General features: G+C 61.0%; 23 protein-coding genes and 1 tRNA gene. 11 read left to right on the top strand and 13 right to left on the bottom strand.

Translation table 11 applies throughout. The features are described 5' to 3' along the window. Positions 1-93 precede the first annotated feature (93 nt). Together adhS and GKO01_RS03090 are read right to left on the bottom strand one after the other, a co-directional pair. A complete protein-coding gene (gene adhS / locus GKO01_RS03095) occupies positions 94-495 on the bottom strand; it encodes an alcohol dehydrogenase subunit III (RefSeq protein WP_062030014.1) in 402 nt (133 codons plus the stop codon). A 146-nt stretch (positions 496-641) separates the two neighbouring features. Further along, positions 642-2,861, bottom strand: a complete 2,220-nt coding sequence (locus tag GKO01_RS03090; RefSeq protein ID WP_244901300.1) for an FUSC family protein — start codon at positions 2,859-2,861, stop codon at positions 642-644. A gap of 167 nt (positions 2,862-3,028) precedes the next feature. Between GKO01_RS03090 and GKO01_RS03085 the strand changes: the two genes are divergently transcribed. The 3 genes from GKO01_RS03085 (at position 3,029) to GKO01_RS03075 (ending at position 5,430) form a co-directional block, all read left to right on the top strand. Beyond that, positions 3,029-3,102, top strand: a tRNA-Ile gene (locus GKO01_RS03085). A 75-nt stretch (positions 3,103-3,177) separates the two neighbouring features. Further along, on the top strand, positions 3,178-4,857 hold the full coding sequence (gene ettA / locus GKO01_RS03080) for an energy-dependent translational throttle protein EttA (RefSeq protein WP_099285702.1): 1,680 nt from the start codon (positions 3,178-3,180) through the stop codon (positions 4,855-4,857). Positions 4,858-4,932: 75 nt separating this feature from the next. Then, the gene (locus GKO01_RS03075) at positions 4,933-5,430 is read left to right on the top strand and encodes a GNAT family N-acetyltransferase (RefSeq protein WP_099285701.1); all 498 of its coding nucleotides are present in this window, start codon (positions 4,933-4,935) and stop codon (positions 5,428-5,430) included. 12 nt (positions 5,431-5,442) lie between these two features. On the opposite strand, the gene GKO01_RS03070 is transcribed toward GKO01_RS03075, so the two are convergent. From GKO01_RS03070 to GKO01_RS03060, 3 genes are all read right to left on the bottom strand, one after another. Then, a complete protein-coding gene (locus tag GKO01_RS03070; protein ID WP_099285700.1) occupies positions 5,443-6,984 on the bottom strand; it encodes a hypothetical protein in 1,542 nt (513 codons plus the stop codon). A gap of 135 nt (positions 6,985-7,119) precedes the next feature. Further along, on the bottom strand, positions 7,120-7,713 hold the full coding sequence (locus tag GKO01_RS03065) for an MlaC/ttg2D family ABC transporter substrate-binding protein (protein WP_099285699.1): 594 nt from the start codon (positions 7,711-7,713) through the stop codon (positions 7,120-7,122). 10 nt (positions 7,714-7,723) lie between these two features. Further along, positions 7,724-8,542 carry an MlaA family lipoprotein gene (locus GKO01_RS03060; protein ID WP_099285859.1) on the bottom strand — a complete coding sequence of 273 codons (819 nt, stop codon included), beginning with the start codon at positions 8,540-8,542 and terminating at the stop codon, positions 7,724-7,726. Between the two features lie 316 nt (positions 8,543-8,858). Here GKO01_RS03060 and GKO01_RS03055 point away from each other — a divergent pair, with 316 nt between their 5' ends. Continuing rightward, a complete protein-coding gene (locus tag GKO01_RS03055; protein ID WP_099285698.1) occupies positions 8,859-10,019 on the top strand; it encodes an aldose epimerase family protein in 1,161 nt (386 codons plus the stop codon). Between the two features lie 44 nt (positions 10,020-10,063). Here GKO01_RS03055 and cysE read toward each other — a convergent pair whose 3' ends face one another. From cysE to GKO01_RS03040, 3 genes are read right to left on the bottom strand one after another with little or no spacing between them, the layout of a single operon-like run. After that, positions 10,064-10,843, bottom strand: coding sequence for a serine O-acetyltransferase (gene cysE / locus GKO01_RS03050; protein WP_099285697.1), 780 nt, complete (start codon positions 10,841-10,843; stop codon positions 10,064-10,066). Beyond that, positions 10,840-12,057 (bottom strand): UbiH/UbiF/VisC/COQ6 family ubiquinone biosynthesis hydroxylase, encoded by a 1,218-nt coding sequence (locus tag GKO01_RS03045; RefSeq protein WP_099285696.1) that lies wholly within the window; start codon positions 12,055-12,057, stop codon positions 10,840-10,842. Before GKO01_RS03045 ends, cysE begins: the two co-directional genes overlap by 4 nt. A 54-nt stretch (positions 12,058-12,111) precedes the next feature. Continuing rightward, entirely contained in the window at positions 12,112-12,789 is a 678-nt protein-coding gene (locus GKO01_RS03040) for a hypothetical protein (protein ID WP_099285695.1), read from the bottom strand. Between the two features lie 267 nt (positions 12,790-13,056). Here GKO01_RS03040 and GKO01_RS03035 point away from each other — a divergent pair, with 267 nt between their 5' ends. The 5 genes from GKO01_RS03035 (at position 13,057) to GKO01_RS03015 (ending at position 17,182) form a co-directional block, all read left to right on the top strand. Next, on the top strand, positions 13,057-14,280 hold the full coding sequence (locus tag GKO01_RS03035; RefSeq protein ID WP_099285858.1) for a mechanosensitive ion channel family protein: 1,224 nt from the start codon (positions 13,057-13,059) through the stop codon (positions 14,278-14,280). A 138-nt stretch (positions 14,281-14,418) separates the two neighbouring features. Further along, the gene (locus tag GKO01_RS03030; protein WP_174694216.1) at positions 14,419-14,757 is read left to right on the top strand and encodes a P-II family nitrogen regulator; all 339 of its coding nucleotides are present in this window, start codon (positions 14,419-14,421) and stop codon (positions 14,755-14,757) included. Then, positions 14,757-16,031, top strand: a complete 1,275-nt coding sequence (locus tag GKO01_RS03025; RefSeq protein ID WP_099285694.1) for an ammonium transporter — start codon at positions 14,757-14,759, stop codon at positions 16,029-16,031. The genes GKO01_RS03030 and GKO01_RS03025 overlap by 1 nt, the downstream gene beginning before the upstream one ends. 73 nt (positions 16,032-16,104) lie before the next feature. After that, positions 16,105-16,647 (top strand): hypothetical protein, encoded by a 543-nt coding sequence (locus tag GKO01_RS03020; RefSeq protein ID WP_099285857.1) that lies wholly within the window; start codon positions 16,105-16,107, stop codon positions 16,645-16,647. Positions 16,648-16,762: 115 nt separating this feature from the next. Beyond that, positions 16,763-17,182 carry a hypothetical protein gene (locus tag GKO01_RS03015; protein WP_099285693.1) on the top strand — a complete coding sequence of 140 codons (420 nt, stop codon included), beginning with the start codon at positions 16,763-16,765 and terminating at the stop codon, positions 17,180-17,182. Here the strand turns inward: GKO01_RS03015 and GKO01_RS03010 are convergent. Next, positions 17,152-18,066, bottom strand: coding sequence for a retroviral-like aspartic protease family protein (locus tag GKO01_RS03010; protein ID WP_099285692.1), 915 nt, complete (start codon positions 18,064-18,066; stop codon positions 17,152-17,154). The genes GKO01_RS03015 and GKO01_RS03010 overlap by 31 nt on opposite strands. Continuing rightward, entirely contained in the window at positions 18,063-19,016 is a 954-nt protein-coding gene (locus tag GKO01_RS03005) for a tyrosine recombinase XerC (RefSeq protein WP_099285856.1), read from the bottom strand. Before GKO01_RS03005 ends, GKO01_RS03010 begins: the two co-directional genes overlap by 4 nt. Positions 19,017-19,061: 45 nt before the next feature. Between GKO01_RS03005 and GKO01_RS03000 the strand changes: the two genes are divergently transcribed. Beyond that, positions 19,062-21,302 carry a primosomal protein N' gene (locus tag GKO01_RS03000; protein WP_099285691.1) on the top strand — a complete coding sequence of 747 codons (2,241 nt, stop codon included), beginning with the start codon at positions 19,062-19,064 and terminating at the stop codon, positions 21,300-21,302. 10 nt (positions 21,303-21,312) lie between these two features. Here the strand turns inward: GKO01_RS03000 and GKO01_RS02995 are convergent, their stop codons facing one another. From GKO01_RS02995 to ykgO, 3 genes are all read right to left on the bottom strand, one after another. Then, positions 21,313-21,555, bottom strand: coding sequence for a hypothetical protein (locus tag GKO01_RS02995; protein WP_099285690.1), 243 nt, complete (start codon positions 21,553-21,555; stop codon positions 21,313-21,315). A gap of 92 nt (positions 21,556-21,647) precedes the next feature. Further along, a complete protein-coding gene (locus tag GKO01_RS02990; RefSeq protein ID WP_174694215.1) occupies positions 21,648-22,277 on the bottom strand; it encodes a tetratricopeptide repeat protein in 630 nt (209 codons plus the stop codon). Positions 22,278-22,318: 41 nt separating this feature from the next. Further along, positions 22,319-22,444 (bottom strand): type B 50S ribosomal protein L36, encoded by a 126-nt coding sequence (ykgO, locus tag GKO01_RS02985; protein ID WP_007281615.1) that lies wholly within the window; start codon positions 22,442-22,444, stop codon positions 22,319-22,321. Positions 22,445-22,659: 215 nt separating this feature from the next. On the opposite strand from ykgO, the gene GKO01_RS02980 reads away from it, so the two are divergent. Then, positions 22,660-23,097 carry a hypothetical protein gene (locus GKO01_RS02980; protein ID WP_099285688.1) on the top strand — a complete coding sequence of 146 codons (438 nt, stop codon included), beginning with the start codon at positions 22,660-22,662 and terminating at the stop codon, positions 23,095-23,097. Positions 23,098-23,219: the final 122 nt, after the last annotated feature.

The raw sequence follows: 23,219 nt of genomic DNA, 5'->3' as shown, positions 1-23,219 counted from the left end.
GTCCGGTCTGACGGCGGGAAGCGGGTATAAAAAAACTCCCCGTGCCGTGGGGCAGGGGAGTTTTTGCGAAAATCCGGGTCCTGCGGGCAGGGCTCAGAGCATCGGCTGTGCGGCCTTGACGGCTGCGTGACAGGCGGCGCGGCGGTCGTCTTCGTTCGTGTAGGCCACGAGGTAGAAGCGCTTGCCATTGCTGTCGAAGTAACCGGCGGTGCCGAGCGCGTAGTCGAAATTGCCGACTGTCTGTTCGGTGGCCTTGTATTTCTCGCTCAGCCCGTAAAGAACCGGGTTGCCTTCGTCATAGGACACATACTGCTGCTCGACGCAGTAGTTCATGATGCCAGCGAGGTTGGCGGGCGAAACGCCCGTGAAGTCCTTGCTCGGTGTGCCCTGAACGGCTGGCGGGGGCGGGGGGGACTGTTCCTGTGCCATGGCGGCCTGGGAAGCCAGACCGAGCCCGAGGGCGAGGCCGAGGACGGGCACGATACGACGAAACATCACGGTATCCTTAGTTCTGAAACCCAGTAGGTCTTAAACCTGTCGTCCGCGGTATCCCGCGGCTGAAAACGAACAATTCCCCCGTTTCCCGGAAAAGGGAAGTGTGTTTCAGAACATTTCTTCGTGATCGGTTCGTGAGGATTGTGTCAGCCAGTCGATTCCAGTTCCTCGGAGCGGACGGACGGGTCGAGATACGGACTGTTCGCGTCGAAGAAAACACGGTTTGTGTCCAGTTCCGTGGCGATGACGTCCAGACTGGTCAGGGCGGCGATCAGGATGAAGCGTTCGCGGGGGCGGGACTCGTTGCGCTCGCATGTTCGCAGATGCAGGATCGCGAGCTTTGTCGCCCGCAGGGTGCGGCCGTAATGTCCGTGATAGCGTCCGCTGAAATGGCTCATGCGCCCCATGACGAGGGAAAGCGCCTTGCTGGCATCCCCGACAAGCCGCGTATCGCGGCGAATGGCCTGAAGACGCAGAAGATTGAGCATGACGCGCATGCCCGACAGAATTCCCGTCAGATAGGCCTGAATGACGGGCGACGGGGTTGAGCCCGAATTGGTCATGAGCCGCACGAAGCGGTCCACATTGCGCGAGACCACGCTGTCCACCGTTTCGCGGGCGCTCCCATCCGCGATCCGATGCAGGTCACGCAGGATGTTTTCGCGCATGGTCCAGCGTTGATGGGCGGGGTCGTAGGGCAGAAAAACGCGATACATCCACGAGGCGTAGAGCAGCCCCAGAACAAGCGGCATGGCTGTGTTGAAATAGGTAATTTCGTCGGTTTTGGCCTGATTGGACGGGCCGATCAGGATGGGCAGGAACAGGTTGTACGATACGGCCGGGAGGGTCAGGGGCGGGTAGGCGAAGGCCAGACCGCCAATCATCATCGCAAGGCCCGACCACATGCCTAGCATTTCAAACGTCGTCGATTTGCCCATCAGGGCCAGATTCAGGATGCCCGCCGCGACGACCGCACAGCAGGCTCCGCGCAGGAACGCCTGCGTGGCCAGTGCCGGGCGTTCCAGAGTTGAGAACAGGCTGCACACGATGCAGACGAACATGATGAAGGTCAGCCCGCTGGGCCAGGCGGTGCAAATCCAGATGAGGCCCGCTCCGAAGACCGTGACGGAGGAGCGCAGGCTGTTGGTAATGGCTTGCTGCCAGTCGCGGTAGGAGCGGATTGGTGCATGGAAATGGTCGTGTGCTTCGGGGTGTCGGCTGGCTTCGAACTGGCTTAACGCCATGCGGAGTGCGTCGATCAGTTCGACGAGAGCCTGCTGAAGCATGCCGTGGCGAAGGACGGCTTCGCGCGCGGCATCGTCCGGCTGGGCGGTGTTGAAATCGATCACCACTTTCTGGCGGCACTGACGGCGCAGGGCCAGCAGATCGGCCAGAAGGGCGCTCATGGTCTCCGTCCCTTCCAGTCGGGCAGGGAGTTTGAGAAACACGTCCCGGATGGCCTCGGCTTCCTGATGGAACATGTCGTCCTGACTGAGCGGCAGGCGCATGAGGGTCGCGAGATCGAGGGCGCGGGCGAGAAGGACTGCGATATCCGCCAGCGCCGCGCGGGCATGGTCTCCGGCGTGGTCGCGGCGGCCCAGTTCGACTTCCGCGAACTCCACCTGATCGCCGAGCGTCGTGATCTGGGTGAAGATACCTTGCACGTTCTGCATCGCCCCGTCCTTGCCGATCAGAATGTCCGCGATGGCGGTCAGGGCGGGTTTGAGTGTGTCTTCAAACGTGCTGGCGAGCTGGTGGCGCGTCCGTTTGGTCAGGCCGAGCTGGAACAGCCCGGAAATCGAAGCTTCCAACACGATGCCCAACAAGATGTAGGTGGCGCGCGCCATGGCGATCGAGAAAATGTGGTGCGGGTCCGCGATGCCGTCGAGGGAGACGATTGCGTAGGTGAAGCCCGAGGCGCGCATACCGTGGATGCGGTAGTTCGTCATGGACGCCGGACCGGGCATGAATGTGCCGATCATGCAGAACGCGCCGATTCCGCCTGCCAGCAGGAGAATGAACATCAGGGGCGACTGCGGAAAGGAGGCGACCAGTATGATCCCGCTGATGACGCCGACCACCATGCCGAACAGGTGCCATTTGGCTTTCGCGAGGCTACGTCCGCGCGTGCCCTGCGCGACCATCCATACGGTCAGCGCGGCCCATTGCGGGCTGCCAAGCTCCATCCGCAACGCGATTCCGAGCGCGAGCAGCGAGGTGAACGTTGTCCGGAGCGCATATCCGGCCATGACCGGATCGGGAGCGTAGAGCCAGCGCAGTTTGCGGATAAGCGCGACCGGCCCGGCCTGTATCATGTCTGAGAGGTACTGCTGGGTATTTTCGCGATATTTGCAGGCATCGGACATCCCTTCGGGCAATACGGACCAGTGAGGCCATCTCGCAACGGCAGCAAAGGTCGCCTGAACGGCCTTTAGGGAACGGGAAGGCGTGACACACTAACTTAAAAAGACACATTCCACCATGTCAGCCCTTGCAAAAAGACCCGAGTTGGGCGATTGCGGACTGCACCCGCGCGCCTGTAGCTCAATTGGTTAGAGCCGGCCGCTCATAACGGCTTGGTTGGGGGTTCGAGTCCCTCCGGGCGCACGGTGTGCCGATCTGATTTTCGCGGGACAGATGTTCCGCTTTTCCCCGCCCATCCACCGATTGAGGAGACCTCCCATGGCCGCCTACCAGTATGTCTATGTCATGAAGGACCTTACGAAGGCCTATCCGGGTGGGCGCGAAGTCTTCAAGGGCATCACGCTGTCCTTCCTGCCGGGTGTGAAGATCGGTGTGCTGGGTGTGAACGGCGCGGGTAAGTCCACGCTGCTCAAGGTCATGGCGGGCATTGAGAAAGAATATGGCGGCGAAGCCTGGGCCGCCGAGGGCGTCCGTATCGGCTATCTCGAACAGGAGCCCAAGCTCGACGAGAGCATGACGGTCGGCGAGAACGTTGCGCAGGGCTTCGGGGACCTGAAAAAGGCCGTGGACCGCTTCAACGAAATTTCGATGAAGTTCGCCGAGCCGATGTCGGACGACGAAATGACCGCGCTGCTCGCCGAGCAGGCCGATCTTCAGGAAAAGATCGACGCTGGCGACGGCTGGGAGCTGGACCGCAAGCTGGAAATCGCGCTCGATGCGCTGCGTTGCCCGCCAGCCGACAGCCCGGTTACGAAGCTTTCGGGTGGTGAACGCCGCCGCGTGGCGCTGTGCCGCCTGCTGCTCGAAAAGCCCGACATCCTGCTGCTTGACGAACCGACCAACCATCTCGACGCCGAAAGCGTGAGCTGGCTCGAAAAGACGCTGCGGGACTATCAGGGCACCGTCATGGTCATCACCCATGACCGTTACTTCCTTGATAACGTCACAAACTGGATTCTCGAACTCGAGCGTGGCCGTGGCTATCCGTTCGAAGGCAATTACTCCTCCTGGCTCGTTCAGAAGCGCAAGCGTCTGGCGCAGGAAGAGAAGGAAGAAAGCTCCCGTCAGCGTGCTCTTGCTGCCGAGCAGGAATGGATTTCCAGCTCGCCCAAGGCCCGTCAGGCCAAGAGCAAGGCGCGTATCACGAAGTATGAGGAAATGCTGGCCGCCAATGCTGAAAAGGCAGGCGGCACGGCGGATATCGTAATTACGCCGGGCCCGCGTCTGGGTGGCACGGTTATTGAAGCCGAAAATCTCAGCAAGGGCTTTGGCGATCGTCTGCTGATCGACAATCTCAGCTTCAAGCTGCCGCCGGGTGGCATCGTGGGCGTGATCGGACCGAACGGTGCAGGTAAGTCCACGCTGTTCAAAATGATCACGGGCGATGATGCGCCGGATGGCGGGTCGCTCAAGATCGGCGATACGGTGAAGCTGGGATACGTCGATCAGTCCCGCAACACGCTCGATGATAACAAGACGGTCTGGGAAGAAATTTCCGGCGGTACGGACGTCATTCAGCTTGGCAAGCGTACGGTACCGTCGCGGGCCTATGTGGGCGCATTCAACTTCAAAGGTGCGGATCAGCAGAAGCGCGTGGGCATCCTGTCGGGTGGTGAGCGCAACCGCGTCCATCTCGCGAAGATGCTCAAGCAGGACAGCAACGTCATCCTGCTCGACGAACCGACCAACGATCTTGACGTCGATACACTGCGTGCTCTGGAAGACGCTCTGGCGGAATTTGCCGGTTGCGCCGTGATCATCACCCATGACCGCTGGTTCCTTGACCGTCTGGCCACGCATATCCTCGCATTCGAGGGTGACAGCCATGTCGAGTGGTTCGAGGGCAACTTCCAGGACTACGAAGCTGACAAGCGCCGTCGTCTGGGGCCGGATGCAACCGAGCCGGGTCGCATCAAGTATCGTCCGCTGGCCCGCTGATCCGGCGTTTTCCCTTCAGTGGACGGGACACCCCTGTCCGCTGAAGGTTTCTGCTGATGGTCTGGGGAGAGCTGCGTGCTGGGGCGTGAAATCCGAACCGCCCGGCTTGTCCTGACTCCGGTCAACTGGCCGGACCTTGAAGACATGGTTGCGCTCAAAAGTGATGCCGGTGCGTTTGCGCGGATGTTGGGCGGCGTTCGTAATCGTACGACGACCGAACAGGAGATGGCGGAAGACGTCAGTTTCTGGGCACGGCGTGGCGTGGGGATTTTTGCGATCCGCGAAAATGGCCGTTTTGTTGGCATTACCGGCGTTCACGAGCGTCCCGACGGGCGCGGTCTGGGTCTGAGATTTTCCATTTTTCCCTGGGCTGCCGGGCGTGGCATTGCCCGCGAAGCGGCTGCTGCGGCCCTGCGCTATGTGCTGGATACGGGCGAGAAGCGTATCGTGGCCGTGGCCCGGGAAGACAATCTGGCGTCCCGCACAGTTTTGGGCAGTATTGGCCTGAGGGCGGTCAAGACGTTTGAGCGCAATGGCGACACCATGCTTTTGTACGAGATCACAGCAGACTGAACTGTGCCCGCCCTATCGGGCGCGCAGGACGTGGAGCGAGGGAAACCCTTCAACGGGCGCGTAAAGGCTTGCAAGTCTTTCTTTGACGCAGGCGAAGAAGGGCCGAACTGTCAGGGAAGTGGGATCGGTTTCCGGCGTATAGACGATCAGTGGCGGCGGAGATTTGAGCAGGCTCTGGCACAGATCGCGTGGGTAGCCGGGTATGGAATGCTGGGCATAGACCCAGTCCCAGGGCAGATATTCGTAAAAGCCCTCGGGAGGGCGCCGATCGGCCATCCAGTAAAATTCGGGCGTATAGGGCAGCATCAGAATGGGCTGCCCGGGTGGTACGAGGGCTCTGACCTTCTGGCTGATGGAGTCATTGAGGGGCTGGTAGAGTGTATAGGGTGGTTGGTGTGTGCTGTCCCGATAGGTCCAGCCGAAGGGGGTGTTTGTGGCAAGATGGCTGCTTCCCCAGAACGCCAAAACCATCAAGGCAGAACAGGCTAACGGGTTGAGCGGTAGTGTCCGGGCAGTTTTCTGACGCTGTTCGAAGAATCCCATAAATGCCATCCCCGTCAGGGCGAAGGCTATGATCAGGCTTTGTCCGTCCTTGAAGCCTGTTGCGGCTCGGGCGTTGAGGAGAATGACGCCTGCAAACCCGATCAGGATGGCGATCCGGTTCCGGGTCGGGCGGCGGTAGAAGAGCAGAGCGAGTGACCCCGCAAGCAGGAGATGTGCAAGCGTGGGATAGAATGCTTCCCCATGGAAGGACGGCACGAAGGAAGCCAGAAAGGTTTTTGGCCCGAAATTGATGAAGGGAGCATAGGCAATCTGGTTGAAGAGAATGTGGAAAACCACATAACTCCCAAAATCCGAATATTTGAGGAACCAGACACCAAGCAGGAGTGTTGTCAGGGCTGCCCCGCCCGTGAAAGCGCGGATGGCGCTGTAGTCCCGTTGTGCGGCCAGCAGCCAGAACGCGGAGCCCACGATCAGTACCATCCCCGGCCCGTAGGCGTAAGCGCAGGCCAGAACCAGCACGAAACAGCCTCCTGCGAGCGCGCAGAGCGAGGGGTGGGGCGCTTTGTTGAGCCACGTCGGGACGGCGAAGAGCGCCAGAAGGCCGACGGTGATCAATCCGGCCACCGGATAGAAGCTGACCATGTAGAACGCATCCATCAGCCAGTAGGATGCGAGGCTTCCAAGGAAGATCAGGCTGGCGAGAAGGCGATGGCGACGGTCGGATAAGGCCGGTGTGATGCTGATGGACACTGCAGCCAAGAGCGCCAGAACAATCAGAAACAGTCGCGCGCCCTGTGGAAAATGCCATCCGAACACAGCGCCGTAGAGCTGGGTCAGCATGAAGATGGCTGGCCCGTGCGAGTCGATGTAGGTGACGTAAAGTCTGCCGCCTTCGTTCAGCATCTGTCCGCCCAGCAGATGCTCGCCTTCATCGCAGAATGACAGGAACCACAGACCTTTCCAGCAGGCCCAGCCGAAAAACACCAGACAGGCAAGGCTGAAGGCCGCCAGAGCGATGCGCTGAAGGGTGGGGACAGGAAATGCCTTCATTGGAGAGGCTGGATGGTTTTTGGGCGTTGTAGATCTGTCATCTGGTCCCATGACTTCGTTCTGGATACCAGAACGGGCGGCTTCCGGGGAAAAGCCGCCCGTCGCAGAGCCTTATAATCGCAGGGGCTGCGGTGTTTACTGGTGGTGGCTGAGCTGACGTTCGAGAGCGGCGTTCAGTGCGTCAACGTCACCGTTATGACGGGCGAGATAGGAGCTGTAATCGCCGCGCTGGTTCATGCGCAGGCTCGCACCTTCGCCATACATGTCCACCACTTTTGGTGGGTTGCCGCCGATGATGAGCTGCATGTTGACTTCCGGCTGGCCCGGACGGTCGATCAGCGCATTGACGCGCTCGCCCTCAGGGACTGTGGTCGTCGAGGTGACGCGGAAGCTCACACCCTGATAGCTGCCGATCTGGTCTGTGATGGTGTTGACCAGAACCTGATCGAACAGGGAGATGTACTTGTCACGCTGGGCCGGCGTTGCCGTACGCCAGTACTTGCCGAGGCAGTAGCGGCCGATCCCGGTGATGTCGACATTCTCCTTAAGCAGAGGAAGGACTTCTTTCTTCTTCTGGTCCAGGGACTCGTGCGAATTGACGACCTGTATCAGACGGCCTCCGAAAGAGTTCACGAAGTCCGTGGCCGTGCTGGCCTGCGCAGCCCCTGTCGCAACAGCAAGGGAGACAACGGCCCCAAGAACAGTGCGGCGCGAAAATACGTTGAACATGTCGTTGTCCTCAGTTGTACCAGTCGGGAGTGGTTGCGCGGCCGTCGTTCTTGATCGTGTCGATCTGGCTCTGGCGGTTCTGCTGCCATGCACTTCGGATATAGGAGTACGGGTCCAAGCTGTCCTGTTCGACATGGTCGATCTGGTCGATGGAGCTGGCATAGCCCTGTATGGTCCCGGCGGTGTTGTAGGCCCAGTTAAAGGTTAGCAGTTCATAGCCGCGGGGCACATAGTTGATTGGCGTCAGGCCTTGGGAGATTCCGTAACCTGCGCTATCGCGGAAATTGGACGGGCCGAGGAACGGCAGGAAGAGATAAGGCCCGCTCGGTACGCCCCACGTGCCCATTGTCAGGCCCGGATCGGTTTCATGTTGGTTGTAGCCGACAAGTCCGGCGACATCGAAGATACCGCCCACACCAGCGCTCATATTGATCGCAAAACGCATAAAGGTGTCGCCTGCGCGCCGCGGCTTGCCTGCGCCGACGTCGGAGAAGAACACTGAAGGCTCGCGCCAAGTCTCGGCGATATTTGCTACGGAATGACGCACAGGCTTAGGAATAGCCCAGATCCAAGCCTTTCCGATCGGACGTAGGGCATTGTGATAAGCCCACATCTGGATGTTGTACATCTTGCGGTTCAGGGGTTCGTAAGGGTCGTTCGCGGCCTTGTAGTCCGCAAGATCGTCCGGATCTGTCGGGGGAGGGTTACGTATTGAGCCACAGGCGCCCAATGCCAGCAGGGCAAGCGCACCTGCGAGTGTCCTGCTGCGACGTGACACACGGCGTAAGCGCGTCTCCCGGATTGCGTTGTCGTCCTGCCGAAAGTCCATAACCATCCCCAAAATACCCTTCCCGGCCCAGTGCTCACGAAGAAGTCACCGGAAAACGGAAATTTTCGTAATCCGTTCCCTGAAGGACTCCATGAACCCCGATCGGCCACGCGCCATCCGTCGCGGAAAACTGCGGAGGGGCGTAGTCATAACGTATCCTCCGATAGCGTGCATCCCTGTATGTCTGCAAATGCTGCGCGTTTGAAGAGGCCAGATGCTTTAACGATCCAGATGCTTTCCGGCTGCTTTCGGGCCTTTGACCCTTCGAGATTTTTGGGATCAGTGTGGCCTCAACTCAACACCCGGGAGGTTTCCAATGTCCAGATTCTTCGGCTCGAAGGGTACGTTTCTCGCCACTGTCGCAGCTCTGGCCATGAGTGCCGGTGTGGCGCAGGCACACCCTACCGTGGCCAATCAGCCCTGGGGCAACACGCCGGATGGCAAGCCCGTGCGGATCGTGACCCTGAAGAACGGTCTCGGCACCACGGCCCGCATCATCACCTATGGCGGCATCATTCAGTCCGTCGAGACACCGGATCGCGAAGGGCATATTCAGGACGTGGTTCTCGGGTTCGACAATCTGAAGGGCTACACGGTTGATAGCGCGAAGGGCGGTCTGTTCTTCGGCGCCATCATCGGTCGTTACGCGAACCGTCTCGCCGGCGGCAGCTTTCCCGTGGACGGCAAGATTTACCATACGGATGTGACGGCTCCGCCGAATGCGCTGCATGGCGGTAAGAAGGGCTTCGACAAGAACGTCTGGACGATCGAGAAGACCGGCACCAACGACAATGGCGCATATGTGACGCTCAAGCTGGTCAGCCCGGACGGCGATCAGGGCTTTCCCGGAAAGTTGACGACGCATGTGACCTATACGCTGGGCACGGACAACGCCCTGTCGCTGCATTATGTCGCCACGACCGATGCGCCGACGGTTCTGAACCTGACGAATCACAGCTACTGGAACCTGAACGGTGAAGGTTCGGGTTCCATCGAGCCGGAAATTCTTCAGATCAACGCGGATGGCTTTACGCCGACCGACGCAACGTCCATTCCGACCGGCCAGATTGCGCCTGTCGCCGGGACGCCGCTCGATTTCAGCAAGCCGACCGTCATCGGCGATCGTTTGCGCAGCAATGACCAACAGATGATGTATGCGCGTGGTTATGACATGAACTGGGTTGTCAACGGGCCGTCCGGTCAGGCACCGCGTCTGGCGGGCAAGGTCTATGATCCACGTTCGGGCCGCAGCATGGAAATCCTGACGAACCAGCCGGGGCTTCAGGTCTATACGTCCAACTCGCTGGATGGTGGTTATGCCGGGGTGTCCGGTCATGCCTATCGTCAGGGCGATGCGATTGCGTTCGAGGCCGAGCATTATCCCGACAGCCCGAACCACCCGTCTTTCCCGACGACTGAACTCAAGCCGGGCCAGACGTTCGATTACACGACGATCTTCAAGTTCTCGAACAAGTAAAAGACATCAGGGTCCGGGGCGCAGGCTCCGGACCCTGACTGCTTTTATGCCGGGCGAGGAGTGGTGCCCACGATCCGCGCCGGATTGCCGACGGCGGTGGAATAGGCCGGGATATCTTCAAGCACCACCGAAGCCGCGCCGATCCGGGCATATTCTCCGATCACGAGACGCCCGAGGATTCTGGCTCCAGCGCCGATCATGGCACCGCGCCGCACGATGGGGTGACGGTTGCCGCTCAGCTTGCCTGTGCCGCCCAGCGTAACATCCTGAAACAGCGAGACGTCATCCTCGACGATGCAGGTTTCGCCAATGACGATCCCCGTGCCGTGGTCGATGCTCAGCCGTCGCCCCAGACGGGCCGCGGGGTGAATATCGATGGCGAAAAGCTCGTTGATCCGGCTCTGGAAATGATGGGCCAGATGCTGACGGCCCTTCGTCCAGAGATGATGCGAGATCCGGTAGGCCTGAAGCGCCTGCCATCCCTTGAAGAACAGGAAGGGCGTGACGAGGTCCGGGCAGGCCGGGTCGCGGTCATAGGTCGCGAGAATGTCTGCTGCCGCTGCTTCGGCGATATCGGGATCGGCACTTAGGATCGAGGCGACGAGACGGGTGATCGTCGTGGCCGGGATGGAGCGGTCCGCAAGTTTCGTGCCCAGCAGTGAGGCCAGTGCGGATGCAAAATCCGGATGGTCTCCGATATTGGTAGAAAACACGTCCTGAATCAGCGGGTCATGGCAACTGCAGGCTTGCGACTGCATGTCCTGCCAGAAGGCCGTGAGGTCCGATGTTCTTTCGAAGGGCGTTTCGATGATGGCTTCCGTCATACGCCCATGGCCTTTCGGACGAAGGCCCGGCGCAGGGCAGGGAAGCGCTGGACGCCCGCGATGCCGATATCGCGCAGGCGCCGCAGGACCGGATTGTCGTTGCCGAACAGGCGTTCGAGCGCGTCTGTGGCGGCCAGCATTGCCATGTTGCCAGGGCGGGTGTTGCGCTGATAGCGGACGAGAAGCTCGCGGCTGCCCATGTCCTTGCGCGTGCGATGCGCCTCGATCAGCAGGTCTGCGAGCGAAATCACGTCCCGGAAGCCGATGTTTAGTCCCTGACCTGCGATGGGGTGGATGCCGTGTGCGGCGTCACCGGCCAGAGCAAGGCGCGGGCCGATATAGCTGTGCGCATACTGTGCCGAGAGCGGATAGATCCAGCGACGGCCGGTCGGGGTGATCTCCCCCAGATCCTCGTCCGCCATGCGGGCCTTGATTTCGCGGGCGAAAATCTCGTCCGGCAGGTCATGGAAACGCTGGGCGCGGCCTTCGCCTTCGGCCCAGACGATGGCGGAACGGTGCGGGTGTTCAGCCGTGCCGGGCATGGGCAGGCGTGCGAACGGACCTTCCGGCAGGAAATGTTCGAGCGCCACGCCATGATGCGGCTTTTCATGCGCGATCGTCGCGACGATACCGTACTCGTTATACGGAATCTTGGTCAGGCCGATCCGCGCCTGACGACGGAGCGGTGAACGGCGTCCTTCCGCAGCGACGGCCAGCTTCGCCGTCACGGTTTTGCCTGAGGCCAGACGGATGGAGACATGATCCGGGTGGAACGTGAAGGTTCCCAGATCCGGCGCATGCACATCAAGCGTGTCGTACTGCTTCAGCGTCTGGTTGATCGCAAGCCGCAGGTCCCGCGCTTCGACCATCCAGCCGAAGCTCTGGCCTTCGGGGGCGTCTTCCGGGCCGAAATGCAGCGTCAGCGGGGAGGGGGCCTCATGTGGGCGTCCGTCCGCAACACGGATTTCGTGGATCGGCTGGGCCACATTGGGCAGATTGTCCCAGATGCCTGCGTCCGCGAGCATCCGGCGGGAGCCCTCCGCGATGGCATAGGCCCGCCCGTCCAGAGCAGGATCTTCCATTCCGGGCAGGGCATTGTGGTCGATGAGCAGGACGCGCACGCCCTCTGCCGCCAGACGACACGCCAGCGTAGCGCCGACAGGGCCGGCGCCGTTGATGCAGAGGTCGTAATGGGTTTTTTTCATCGTACTCATCTCCCTGCCCCTGTCCTACTCCTGCGAGGGTTTGAGCGGAAGGGGGCGCTTTCCTTATGGAGGGCAGCGGGCAAGACGCATCTGAAGCAGGGTGAGGGCAGCCTGATGGAAACTGCGTTCGGGGTGTTCCCGACAGTACTGGATGAGAAAGGCCTGATCCTCGCGCACTACTTCGGGCGTCAGATTCAGTGTCATCACGCTTTTTCCGTCTTGGTGGCGGGCGGCGTTGATGGCCGTTACAAACCCGAGATACCAGTTGTAGAAAATCACGCTGACGGGGGACGTCGTGTCGGTGGCGGTCTGAGTGAAATCCGCGCAGGACCGCGCACCCGCACCGTAAATCAGGGGCAGAGGCAGTTCCGGGGCAGCCTCATCATTGACTACGACCTTCCCGTTCGGGTCCAGATCGTAGCGCTCACCACTGTCACCAACGACAACGGCTTTGAGGCGACGGCTGATCCGGACCATTTTGGCCATCTGCTGTTCATCTGGATATTTGCAGCTGATGGCGTCTCCGGTCCAGCAGAACAGCGTGTTTTCCGGCTTTTTGGAGGGATCGGGATGGTTCAGCCACTCTGCATTGCAGGTCGGATATTTCTCGGGTTGGCTCGATACGGCGAACTGGAGTTCATCATCTTTCTGGATGACGTCGAACCACTCTTCCAGCAACAGGGGTTTGCCGGGCCTGCCGGACCAGAGGGGGTTTCGCGTAATCTCGAGATCGTACCCCATGGAGGCATCCTTGAATTGCTGAACTATAACGTTCAAGACAGACTGAAAACGGATCTGCGGTCCATAGTCAAACTGTCTTCTTCACGTGAAAAATGGGTGTTGTGGTCCTCCGTGTGAGGCTTCTGTGCTTTCATGGAAGGGGATTCGACCAGCACGCTCCTGGATGATTTCAATCCGCGTACGCGATTCGGGAACGATCTGCAGCGGATGATGTTGTCTTGCGGAGGCCCGCGCCAGACAGCAAGAAGAGAAGGAAGCGCAGAACGCATGATTGAAAACTCTTACATCAAGTCCGTCAGTCGGCTTGGACATATGCTGGACTGGCTTCCGGCTCCGTTGGGCTCGATTCTGATTCTGGTGTTCGCGGCGGGTATCGCGCTGCTGTCCAGCCGCATCATTACGGATGCCCTCCCGCGGCTGCCGGGCCTGCGGCGTGTCCAGTTCATTCATGCCATTATTGGGCGGCTGCGGGCGCCTATCCGCAATGGTTTGATGATCATTGCCGCCAGTGCCGCCCTTCAGGCCACGATCGGCTTTACGGATGCAACGACTGCGTTTCTGGAACAGATTTTCATCTGTCTGTTCATTCTCAATCTTGGCTTTGGCATCATCCGGACGTTTCGTCTGCTGACGGATCAATACCTGACGCGGATCAGCGCCAAGGAACATATGGATGATATCACGGTCCGCTCGCACCAGACGCAGATCCGTGTCCTGCGTCGCCTGATCGAGATTTCGTTCGGTGTGCTGACGGCTGCGTCTTCGTTGATGGTGTTTCATTCGGTGCAGAAATTCGGTGTGTCGCTGTTTGCGTCCGCCGGTGCGGCGTCCCTGATCGTCGGTCTTTCCGCGCGTCCTGCTCTGACGAACCTGATCGCGGGCATCCAGATTGCTGTCACCCAGCCCATCCGCATGGAAGACATGCTGATCCTCAACGGAGACTGGGCGTGGGTGGAAGAAATCAACGCGACCTATGTTGTTCTGCGGACGTGGGATCGCCGCCGCTATATCGTGCCGATTTCGTATTTCCTTGAAAATCCGTTCCAGAACTGGACGCACAGTTCGCCGTCCCTGATCGCCTCCTTGTTTCTGTGGCTGGACTACCAGACGCCGGTTGACCGTCTGCGGGAGATGTATTTCGAGGAGTTGGCCAAATGCCCGGACTGGGATCAGGACAAGACCTCCATCGGCTGTCAGATCGCGGACAGCAACGCGCAGGTCATTTCCGTGCGTCTGATTGCAGGGGCGCCCGATGCGGACTCGATGTGGGATCTGGCCTGCGATATTCGCGAGCGGATGCTGCGTCGTCTGCGTCTGGAAATGCCGGAATGTCTGCCGCGTGGCCGTACGGCCATTGTCTCCGGCGCGCCCGATCAGAACGCCTGGCCGGATGGTCTGGTGGCCCCGGCGGTCAACCGGCCGCAGAATGGCCCCTATCGCGGCCCGGATATGCCCGGCTCCCTTCCCGCAGTGACGCCCGGGCGCGCCTGAGGCGGGGCGTTCAGACAACGCTTCATGGGGATTTCAACACGAGCGGTACGGTCGGGCTGCCAATATCATTATGAGACTGGCATGATCTGAGGCATACTCTGACAAAGATTACTCGATCGCAACGAGGATATGCCGTTCGTGAAGCTCGTTACTGCCATCATCAAACCCTTCAAGCTTGATGACGTCCGCGAAGCCCTGACCCCGCTGGGTGTTCAGGGTCTGACAGTTACCGAAGTCAAGGGTTTCGGTCGCCAGAAAGGCCAGACCGAAATCTATCGTGGCGCCGAGTATCACGTCAGCTTCCTGCCCAAGCTCAAGATCGAGGTCGCCGTTTCCAACGCGATCGTCGAGGACGTGATCGAAGCCATCATGACCGCAGCCCGTACCGGCAAGATCGGTGACGGCAAGATCATGGTCTCCAGCCTCGACCAGCTCATCCGTATCCGCACGGGAGAAACCGGCGAGGGCGCACTCTGATGCGCGCACCCATCGATACGGGCGATACGGCCTGGATGCTTGTCAGTACGGCTTTCGTGCTGATGATGACCATTCCCGGTCTGGCGCTTTTCTATGGCGGCATGGTCCGCAAGAAGAACGTGCTGGCGACGCTGATCCAGTCTTTCATGATCTGCTGCATTGCCAGCCTCGTCTGGATGGTCGCGGGTTACAGCCTTGCGTTCTCGACTGGCTCGCCGTGGATCGGGGATCTGTCGCGCGTCATGCTGCATGGCGTGGCGGATAATTTCCGCGCAGGCGTCGATTCCGCCTTCACGCTGGGCGCTGGAACGCCCGCCGCCGTGACGATGACGATCCCTGAGAGCGTCTTCATGATGTTCCAAATGACGTTTGCCGTCATCACCCCGGCGCTGATTACGGGCGGCTATGCGGATCGTATGAAGTTCTCCGCCATGTGCCTGTTTAGCGTGGCGTGGCTTCTGCTCGTTTATGCCCCGGTCGCGCACTGGGTGTGGAGCCCGACCGGCTGGGTCGCGGGGCTTGGTGCGGTGGACTTTGCGGGCGGGACGGTCGTGCACATCAATTCCGGTGTGGCCGGTCTGGTCTGTGCCATCATTCTCGGTCGCCGTAAGGGGCTGGGCCATGAAGACTTTTCGCCCTTTAATCTGACCTACGCCATTATCGGCGCGTCCTTGCTCTGGGTAGGCTGGTTCGGTTTCAATGCCGGGTCTGCTCTGGGCGCCAATGGCCGTGCGGGTATGGCGATGCTGACGACGCAGGTCGCGGCGGCTGCAGGCGGCGTGGCCTGGATGGTTGTCGAATGGGCGCGGACGGGCAAGCCGACCGCTCTGGGCATTATTTCAGGTGCGGTGGCCGGTCTGGTTGCCATCACGCCAGCGGCGGGTTTCGTACTGCCGGGAAGTGCTGTCGTCATCGGCCTGATCGCAGGGGCGGGATGCTTCTGGAGCGCCACATGGCTCAAGCATCGTTTCGGTTACGATGACAGCCTTGATGCGTTCGGCGTGCATGGCACAGGCGGCATCATCGGCGCCATCCTGACGGGTGCGTTCGCCTATGGTCCGCTCTCGGCCACGGCGTCCAACCCGACTGGAACGGTCGCCAGCGTCCATCAGGTCATCGCGCAGGCCGAGGCCGTAGGGGTGACGATTGTCTGGTGTGTTATCATGACAACCGTGATTCTGAAGGTTCTGGATCTGGCGATGGGCCTGAGGGTGTCGCCGGACGAAGAGCGTGAAGGTCTCGACATGGTTCTGCACGGTGAGCGCATCAACTGATCGCGCTTCTCTGATGCTCAAGCTGCGGGGGGCTTTTATCTCCCGCCGATTTCAGAATGAAGGTTCTTTCTGCATGACGTTTACAAAAGCCTTTTCCGGCCTCTCCCTCGCCGCCCTGCTGGCCGCAGGACTGAGCGTCGCACCCGCTCACGCCCTGACCGCCAAGGAATGCCATGCCGCATTCAAGACGGCCAAGCAGAACGGCTCCCTGAACGGCCAGTCCTATAAGGCATTCAAGGCCGCTTCCTGTGGTGACGCGGCCAAGGCCACCGCTCCGGCCGCCGCAGCCAGCACAACGCCTGCTGCTGCCCCGACAACGGCTCCCACTACGACGGCCCCAGCCACTCCTGCAAGCGCCGCGCCTGCGGACTCGTCTCCGGCTGGTACAAAAGCCCCGATCGCTCCGAAGGCTGCCGTTGCGTCCTCGGGTAATGTCGTGTTCCCGACTGCCATTTCCCCCGAGTTCAGTAAGCTCTCCGCTGGCCGCGCCCGCCAGAAGACCTGCGTCGCCCAGTACAACGCCAACAAGGCGAATGGCGGCAATGGGTCGCTGAAGTGGATCCAGAAAGGCGGCGGCTACTGGTCGCAGTGCAATTCCCGCCTCAAGGGTGAATAAACTCCGCTTTTCCAAAAAGGCTCTTTCCTTCGGGAAAGAGCTTTTTTCTGATCCGGTTTTCACAATATTTAGACTTATTGGCCTGTCCTACTCTGCCCTTACTTTGAAAAGCAGCATGACAACGGCTGGATCAGGCACCTTCCTCGAACAGGAAGAAATCAAAGATAAAGTGTACGATATTTATCGGGGTGTATGGCATCTTGGTGTGGGCTCGTTGGGTCAGGACTGGGATATAGAAGGCAATAACCTTGTCGAATGCCTCGCCTCGTTTTGCAGACATTACCGACCCGACAGAAAAATCCTTGTTGATAATGCCCGGATCTGGCTGACATGGGATGATGTCACGTTTGAGCGTTGGACCAAGGCCGCGATTTTATATGATTTCCGGCGTGAGGAAGAACCGGGGGATTATCCCACGGCCCGCGTTTTCTGGCTCGCTGTTGTGACATATGTTGAGCGCAGCATCCGCGAATATCCAGACAAAATCGCCCAGTCCTCTTTGCGTTACCGGAAGAAAAGTTGCCCACTGGCATAGGACAGCCAGATGTCGTGATGGGCGAACCAGTCCGAGCCCAGCAGCATGTCGGCCTGATCGTGGACCGGGGCGACGGTCAGGACGGGGCGGCTCCAGACGGTGCCACCCAGTTCGAAGCGTTTGAAATGGTGCCAGTGATAGGCGCGTTCGTGCAGATCCACGCCTGAGGTCATGCCGCCCGGATCGAGGGCGAGCTGCTCGTCCGTCAGGCCGAGGCGATGGGCGAAATCCGTGCTGACGATATGCGAACGCGCACCGCTGTCCAGAAGGGCCGTTCCGCTCAATCCATCCAGCGTGAAAGGCACTGTCAGGCGGCCTGAGATCCGGCGGACAGGCACACTCGTCCAGTGGCCGCTCCAGACAGGCGGGGGCTGGCAGACATGGGAGCCCAGACGGACGCGCCATAATGTCAGGCGCTGGTGCGGGACGTCGAATTCCAGATCGTAATCCGCCAGCACATCCGCGCCGAGCAGCCCGAAAACGGGTGGCGTGATCATGGGAGAGCCGGGGAGGGCACCAACCGCCATCGTTCCGGCCCCGAGCGCGAATTCTCTCGAACGCGGTGTGCCGAGTTTTAAATCCTGTATCCGGACATTCGGCACGACACGCGGCGCACCGTTCGGGCCCTGCATCATTGTCCGATGCTGTGGGTCGGGCGGCAGGTGGAAGGCTGCGACGCCCCCGGGAGTCATGAGGCTGCCTTCGGAGCCTGTATCGACGATCATCGATGCGTCATGGCCATTTACCGTTACCGGCACGCTCAGATAACCGCCATCGTCGCGCAATGGCAGCACCACGGCGCGGCTCATCTCGCAGACCGGAGCCGCATGGGTTGTCGTCATGCACAGGCCCAGAATCAGGGCAGCGGACAGGAGGCGTTTCATGACTCCTGATCCGCACGGGGATGGGCTTTGCGCCAGACATCCAGCAGGTGTTTTTCGTCCGCCAGCGTATAGGCCTGCGTCGTGGACAGGCTCGCGTGGCCCATCAGTTCCTGAATGGTGCGCAGGTCCGCGCCGCCTTCCATCAGATGCGTGGCGAAGGAATGGCGCAGGGCATGAGGAGTTGCGGAATCGGGCAGGCCCTCGCCTTTGCGCCAGTTCCGCATGGCGCGCTGGGCCACACCGGGATTGAGGCGGCCGCCTCGCACGCCGCAGAACAGGGGCGCATCGGGCGCGGGCGTGGGATGCGCCGCTTTCCAGCTTTCCAGCGCCTCGATGACTGCCGGAAGCAGCGGCACGAGCCGTTCTTTGCCGCCTTTGCCAACCACGCGAAGCATGTTCTGCCCCGCATTCGTCAGGTCCCTCATGTCGAGCGCCAGTGCCTCGCCGATCCGCAGCCCCGTGCCGTAAAGGAGCGTGAACAGAGCCCGGTCGCGCAGGGCGGCCTGACTGGTCTCGGCATCATCGGAAATGCCTTCCGGGGCCGCCAGAGCCGCCTCCTGCCCCAACGGACGGGGCAGGCGTTTTTTCATGCGTGGCGTGGCAAGCAGGGACGGGGCGGGATTGGACAGATCGTGCCGCAGCGTCAGATACCGGAAGAAGGACCGCAGGGCCGAGACATGCCGTGCCCGGGAGCGGGCTCGCGAGTCGGCACTGGTGGCGCGACGGGTTGGCTTTTCGCTGCGGGCTGTTTCATGCGCGAGCCAGGCGCGCAGGTCGGCGAGAGAGAGTTTCCCCAGATCCGCCAGCGTGACCTCCCCGCCCAGATGCTGCTGGAAAAACGTCAGCGCCAGAAGGATGTCGTGGCGATAGGCCTCGACCGTGCGAGGGCTGGAGCGCTTTTCATGCGTCAGCCATTCAGTCCAGTCGCGCAGGGCATCGAGCGCCATCAGGGATGCGGTCATGGCATTTCGGAGCGGGGGAGGTTAGACACGGTCATGGCATCCAGCAGCCTATCCAAGCCTGATCCCCGGCGAAAGCCACCTTCCACCGGAACGCGCGTTTCGGTGCTCGTGCCGCTGCCGTTTCCGGGGCCGCTCGACTATCTCGCTCCCATGCCGCTTGAGCCGGGAGACCTCGTGACGGTCCCGCTGGGGCGTCGTGAAACCGTGGGGTGCGTGTGGGAAACCGATCGCACGCTGCCTGCCGATTTCGCGTTGCCGGTCGGGCGTGAACTTCCACTCGAACGTCTGCGTCCCGTTGTCGGGAAGCTGGATGTGCGCCCGCTCCCGCAGAGCCTGCGCCGTTTTATCGACTGGGTGGCGGCCTATACGCTCACGCCGCCGGGGCTGGTTCTGGCGATGGCGACGCGCATCCATCTGAAAGATGCACCCAAACCCACTCTGGGCTGGGTGCGGACGGAAATGCCGGAAGGCGATCTGCGGATCACGCCCGCGCGCCGGTCCGTGCTGAATTTTGCGTCTTCCACACCCATGAGTACTGCCGAACTGGGAGATCGCAGCGGGGCGAGTGCGGCCGTCATTCGCGGTCTCGCTACGGCCGGTCTGCTGCGGGAGGCCGTCATTGCTCCGGCTGCTCCGTTCGGTCTGCCAGACCCGGCGCATGGGGCGCCGAAACTCTCCGAAGAACAGGCCGAGGTCGCGCAGGAACTGTGCAGTCCCGTTGAGGCCGGGCGGTTTCAGGTCACGCTGCTGGAGGGTGTGACCGGATCGGGCAAGACGGAGGTTTATTTCGAGGCCGTGGCCGCCTGTCTGGCTAAGGGAAAGCAGGTTCTGGTCCTGCTGCCGGAAATCGCGCTTTCTGCCCAGTGGACGGACCGCTTCATCCGGCGCTTCGGGGCTGAACCTGCTGTCTGGCATTCCGATCTCGGAGCCAAGCGGCGGCGCGAGACCTGGCGCGCCGTGGCGGAAGGGAGCGCCCGTGTTGTGGTGGGGGCCCGCTCGGCACTGTTCCTGCCGTTTGCCGATCTGGGTCTCGTCGTGGTGGACGAGGAGCATGAGAGCGCTTTCAAACAGGAAGAAGGCGTCATGTATCATGGCCGGGACATGGCGGTTGTTCGCGCCCGTCTGGCGGATGCACCGGCCATTCTCGTCTCTGCCACGCCATCGCTTGAAACGCTTGCGAATGTGGAGAGCGGACGCTACCGGCACGAACTTCTGACCGCACGGCATGGTGGGGCGACCCTGCCGGATGTGTCTCTGGTGGATATGCGGGCCGACCCGCCGGAACGCGGTCTGTTTCTGTCGCCCAAACTCTGCACCGTTATTGATGAGACGCTGGAGAAAGAGGAGCAGGCCATGCTGTTCCTCAACCGGCGCGGTTATGCGCCGCTGACGCTGTGCCGGGCGTGTGGACACCGGATGCAGTGCCCGAACTGTTCAGCTTGGCTGGTGGAGCATCGGGCACGGGGTATTCTGACCTGCCATCACTGCGGGCATAATGAGCGGATTCCGAAAGACTGCCCGGAATGTCATGCCGAGAATTCACTCGTGCCCATCGGGCCGGGAATCGAGCGCATTACCGAAGAGGCCAAGCTGCGGTTTCCGGAAGCGAAACTGCTGGTGATGTCGTCCGATACGCTTGGCTCCCCGGCTGCGACGGCGGAGGCGGTGCGGAAGATTTCGGACGGGGAAGTCAATCTCATCATCGGCACGCAGATCGTGGCCAAGGGCTGGCATTTCCCGAAACTGACGCTTGTGGGCGTTGTGGATGCCGACCTTGGTTTGGGCGGCGGGGATCTGCGCGCGGCCGAGCGGACGGTGCAGCTTCTGCATCAGGTGGCGGGCCGTGCGGGCCGTGCGGAGCATCGCGGGCGCGTGCTGCTTCAGAGTTATGTCGGCGAGCATCCGGTCATGACGGCGTTGGTCTCCAACGATTTCCAGACCTTCATGGAACAGGAAGCGGAGCAGAGACGCCCGTCGTTCTGGCCGCCTTATGGGCGGCTGGCGGCGCTGATCGTGAGCGCGCCGAGTGCGGACGCCGCGGACGCGTTAGCGCGGGAGATTGCGCTCTCCGCGCCGGAGCGGGAAGGGGTGCAGGTTCTGGGACCAGCGCCGGCCCCGCTCGCTGTCCTGCGCGGACGACACCGGCGCAGGCTTTTGCTACGGACGATGCGTGGCATCGCCGTGCAGCCGATTCTGCGTCAGTGGCTGGGGGATATCAAACCCACGGGCGGAGCGAAGGTCGATATCGATATCGACCCTATTTCCTTCCTTTAGGGCTGAGTACTCAGTCCTTACGCTTGCGGAAGAACTCTATTGCGGCTGTCGCAACTGCGATGACTGCCAGAATCTGCTGGAAATACGGGCGGAAACGCTTGGGTCCGAACGTCGCCATGGCTGTCATGCCAGCGAGGCCGATTTCACGAGCGCGCGTGGCCTTCTGACAGCAGGTCTTCATTTTGGAGCAGCAGCTTTTCTTGGAGCTGGCGTCTGCAATGGCGGTTTCGGCGGCGGGGGATGGCTTGGTCATAAGGGATCTCCTGAAAAATGGAATCAGGGGATCAACACACAACATTACAAGGGGTTGCCAGCGCCGCACATGGAAGATGCTGCCCGGAAGCGTCAGTCCTGCTGGCCGTCGCGGGCCTTTTCCAGTGTTTTGAGCTGCGTGTCGGAATCGGGTGATTTCGGGTTCAGAAGCAGCATCTGGTGGAAAGCCTGAAGGGCGGCTTCGGGTTGGTGTCGGTCATGTTCGGCTTCCGCGAGCATCCCCCATGCCGTGGGATCGCCGGGGTCGGCCTGAAGAACGACGCCCAGATCGGTGATCGCGCCGTTATTGTCGCCCGCTGCCAGTCGGATCGCTGCGCGCTGACGGTAGAGAATGGGCTGGTCGGGCTGGATGGTGATGGCAGCGGTCAGATCGTCCTGAGCCTGCTGGAAATCATGTTTTTCCAGCGCATCGTGCGAATCGGTAATGAGCATCTGCACGCTGCCGGTCAGGGCGCGGCTGCGGAGGCCTTCGGCACGTTCGGAAATCTCGCCAGCCTGTTTTTCGTTCCCGGCCATGGCGAGCGCTTTTTCCGCATCCATGAGGCGGTCATGGAGCGTTTTGCGCGGGGAGCGGGGCGCGGAGGCGGGCGGTTTGGCAGTCGGAGAGACTGCGGGGCCGGGCGCAGCAGGATTTGCGGCGGGTGCGGCCTGAACTGGCAGAAAAGTCAGGGCCGGGCTACAAAGCAGAACGGCGCCAGCCATCAGCCAGCGCCGCCCGTCCGTCATCCGGCAGACCAAGGGGTTCAGCCCTGGCGAGCCTTCATGCGCGGGTTCTTCTTGTTGATGATGTAAACGCGGCCGCGGCGGCGGACAACGCGGCAGTCCTTGTCGCGGACCTTGGCGGACTTCAGGCTGTTGCGGATCTTCATGGTTGCAGGCTCTCGACGGGTAAGGCCCTTGCGGACCGGACAGCGGGCCAAAACGCCCGCGAAAGAATGGCCCCGATTACCCATCCCGCCTTGCAGAGTCAAGCTAACAAGCCATCTGTGTGGCGGAATTCCTTGATGCTGCTGATTTGCAACAACCTGCAACAGCGTCGTTCAGGGTCTTTGTCCAGCCCGCGTTTTCTCCTAACGTCAGTTTCATGATCAAGCGCCATTCCCGCCCCGCCCTGCTGCTGGCTCTTCTTCCTCTCGCCGTCGCTCTTGCCGCGCCCGTGGCCGCAAGAGCGGATGACGGAGAAGCCAAGACCAACGACGACGATCCGACGATCAACCAGCAGGGTTTCGCCATCAACAAGATCCTCCGGGTGCTCCAGACCAATCCGGATGCCGCGGGCGACTCCTGCATCAATGCGCTCAAGGAAATGCATCAGGCCCAGACGGCTCTGGGCAAGGAAGAGGGCATCGACCCGGAGCACAATCAGGATATCGGCGTTGCGCGCGACGTTCTGTCCTCTGAAATGGAGGATGTCACGAATATGTGTGGTGCCGATGCGCGGACCTACTGCCGCAAGGCGGCTGCGCATCCCGACCCTAAGCTGACAGCGGCCTGCAACGCTCTGCCGAACGAAGAAGAGTAATTCTTCCAGACAGACCAGATGGGAAAACGCCGTCTGTCAAAATATGTCCAGAAGATTCGAGGACTAACTTTTCCGGCCCGCTGCTCCTAAGGTCAGAAGTCTGATTCTGGTAATGAGGGCCG

It is taken from the genome of Gluconobacter kondonii (assembly GCF_002723995.1).
Taxonomy (GTDB): Bacteria; Pseudomonadota; Alphaproteobacteria; order Acetobacterales; family Acetobacteraceae; genus Gluconobacter; species Gluconobacter kondonii.
Note: the sequence above shows the minus strand (reverse complement) of the source record. Positions and strands in the feature narration are given on the sequence as shown.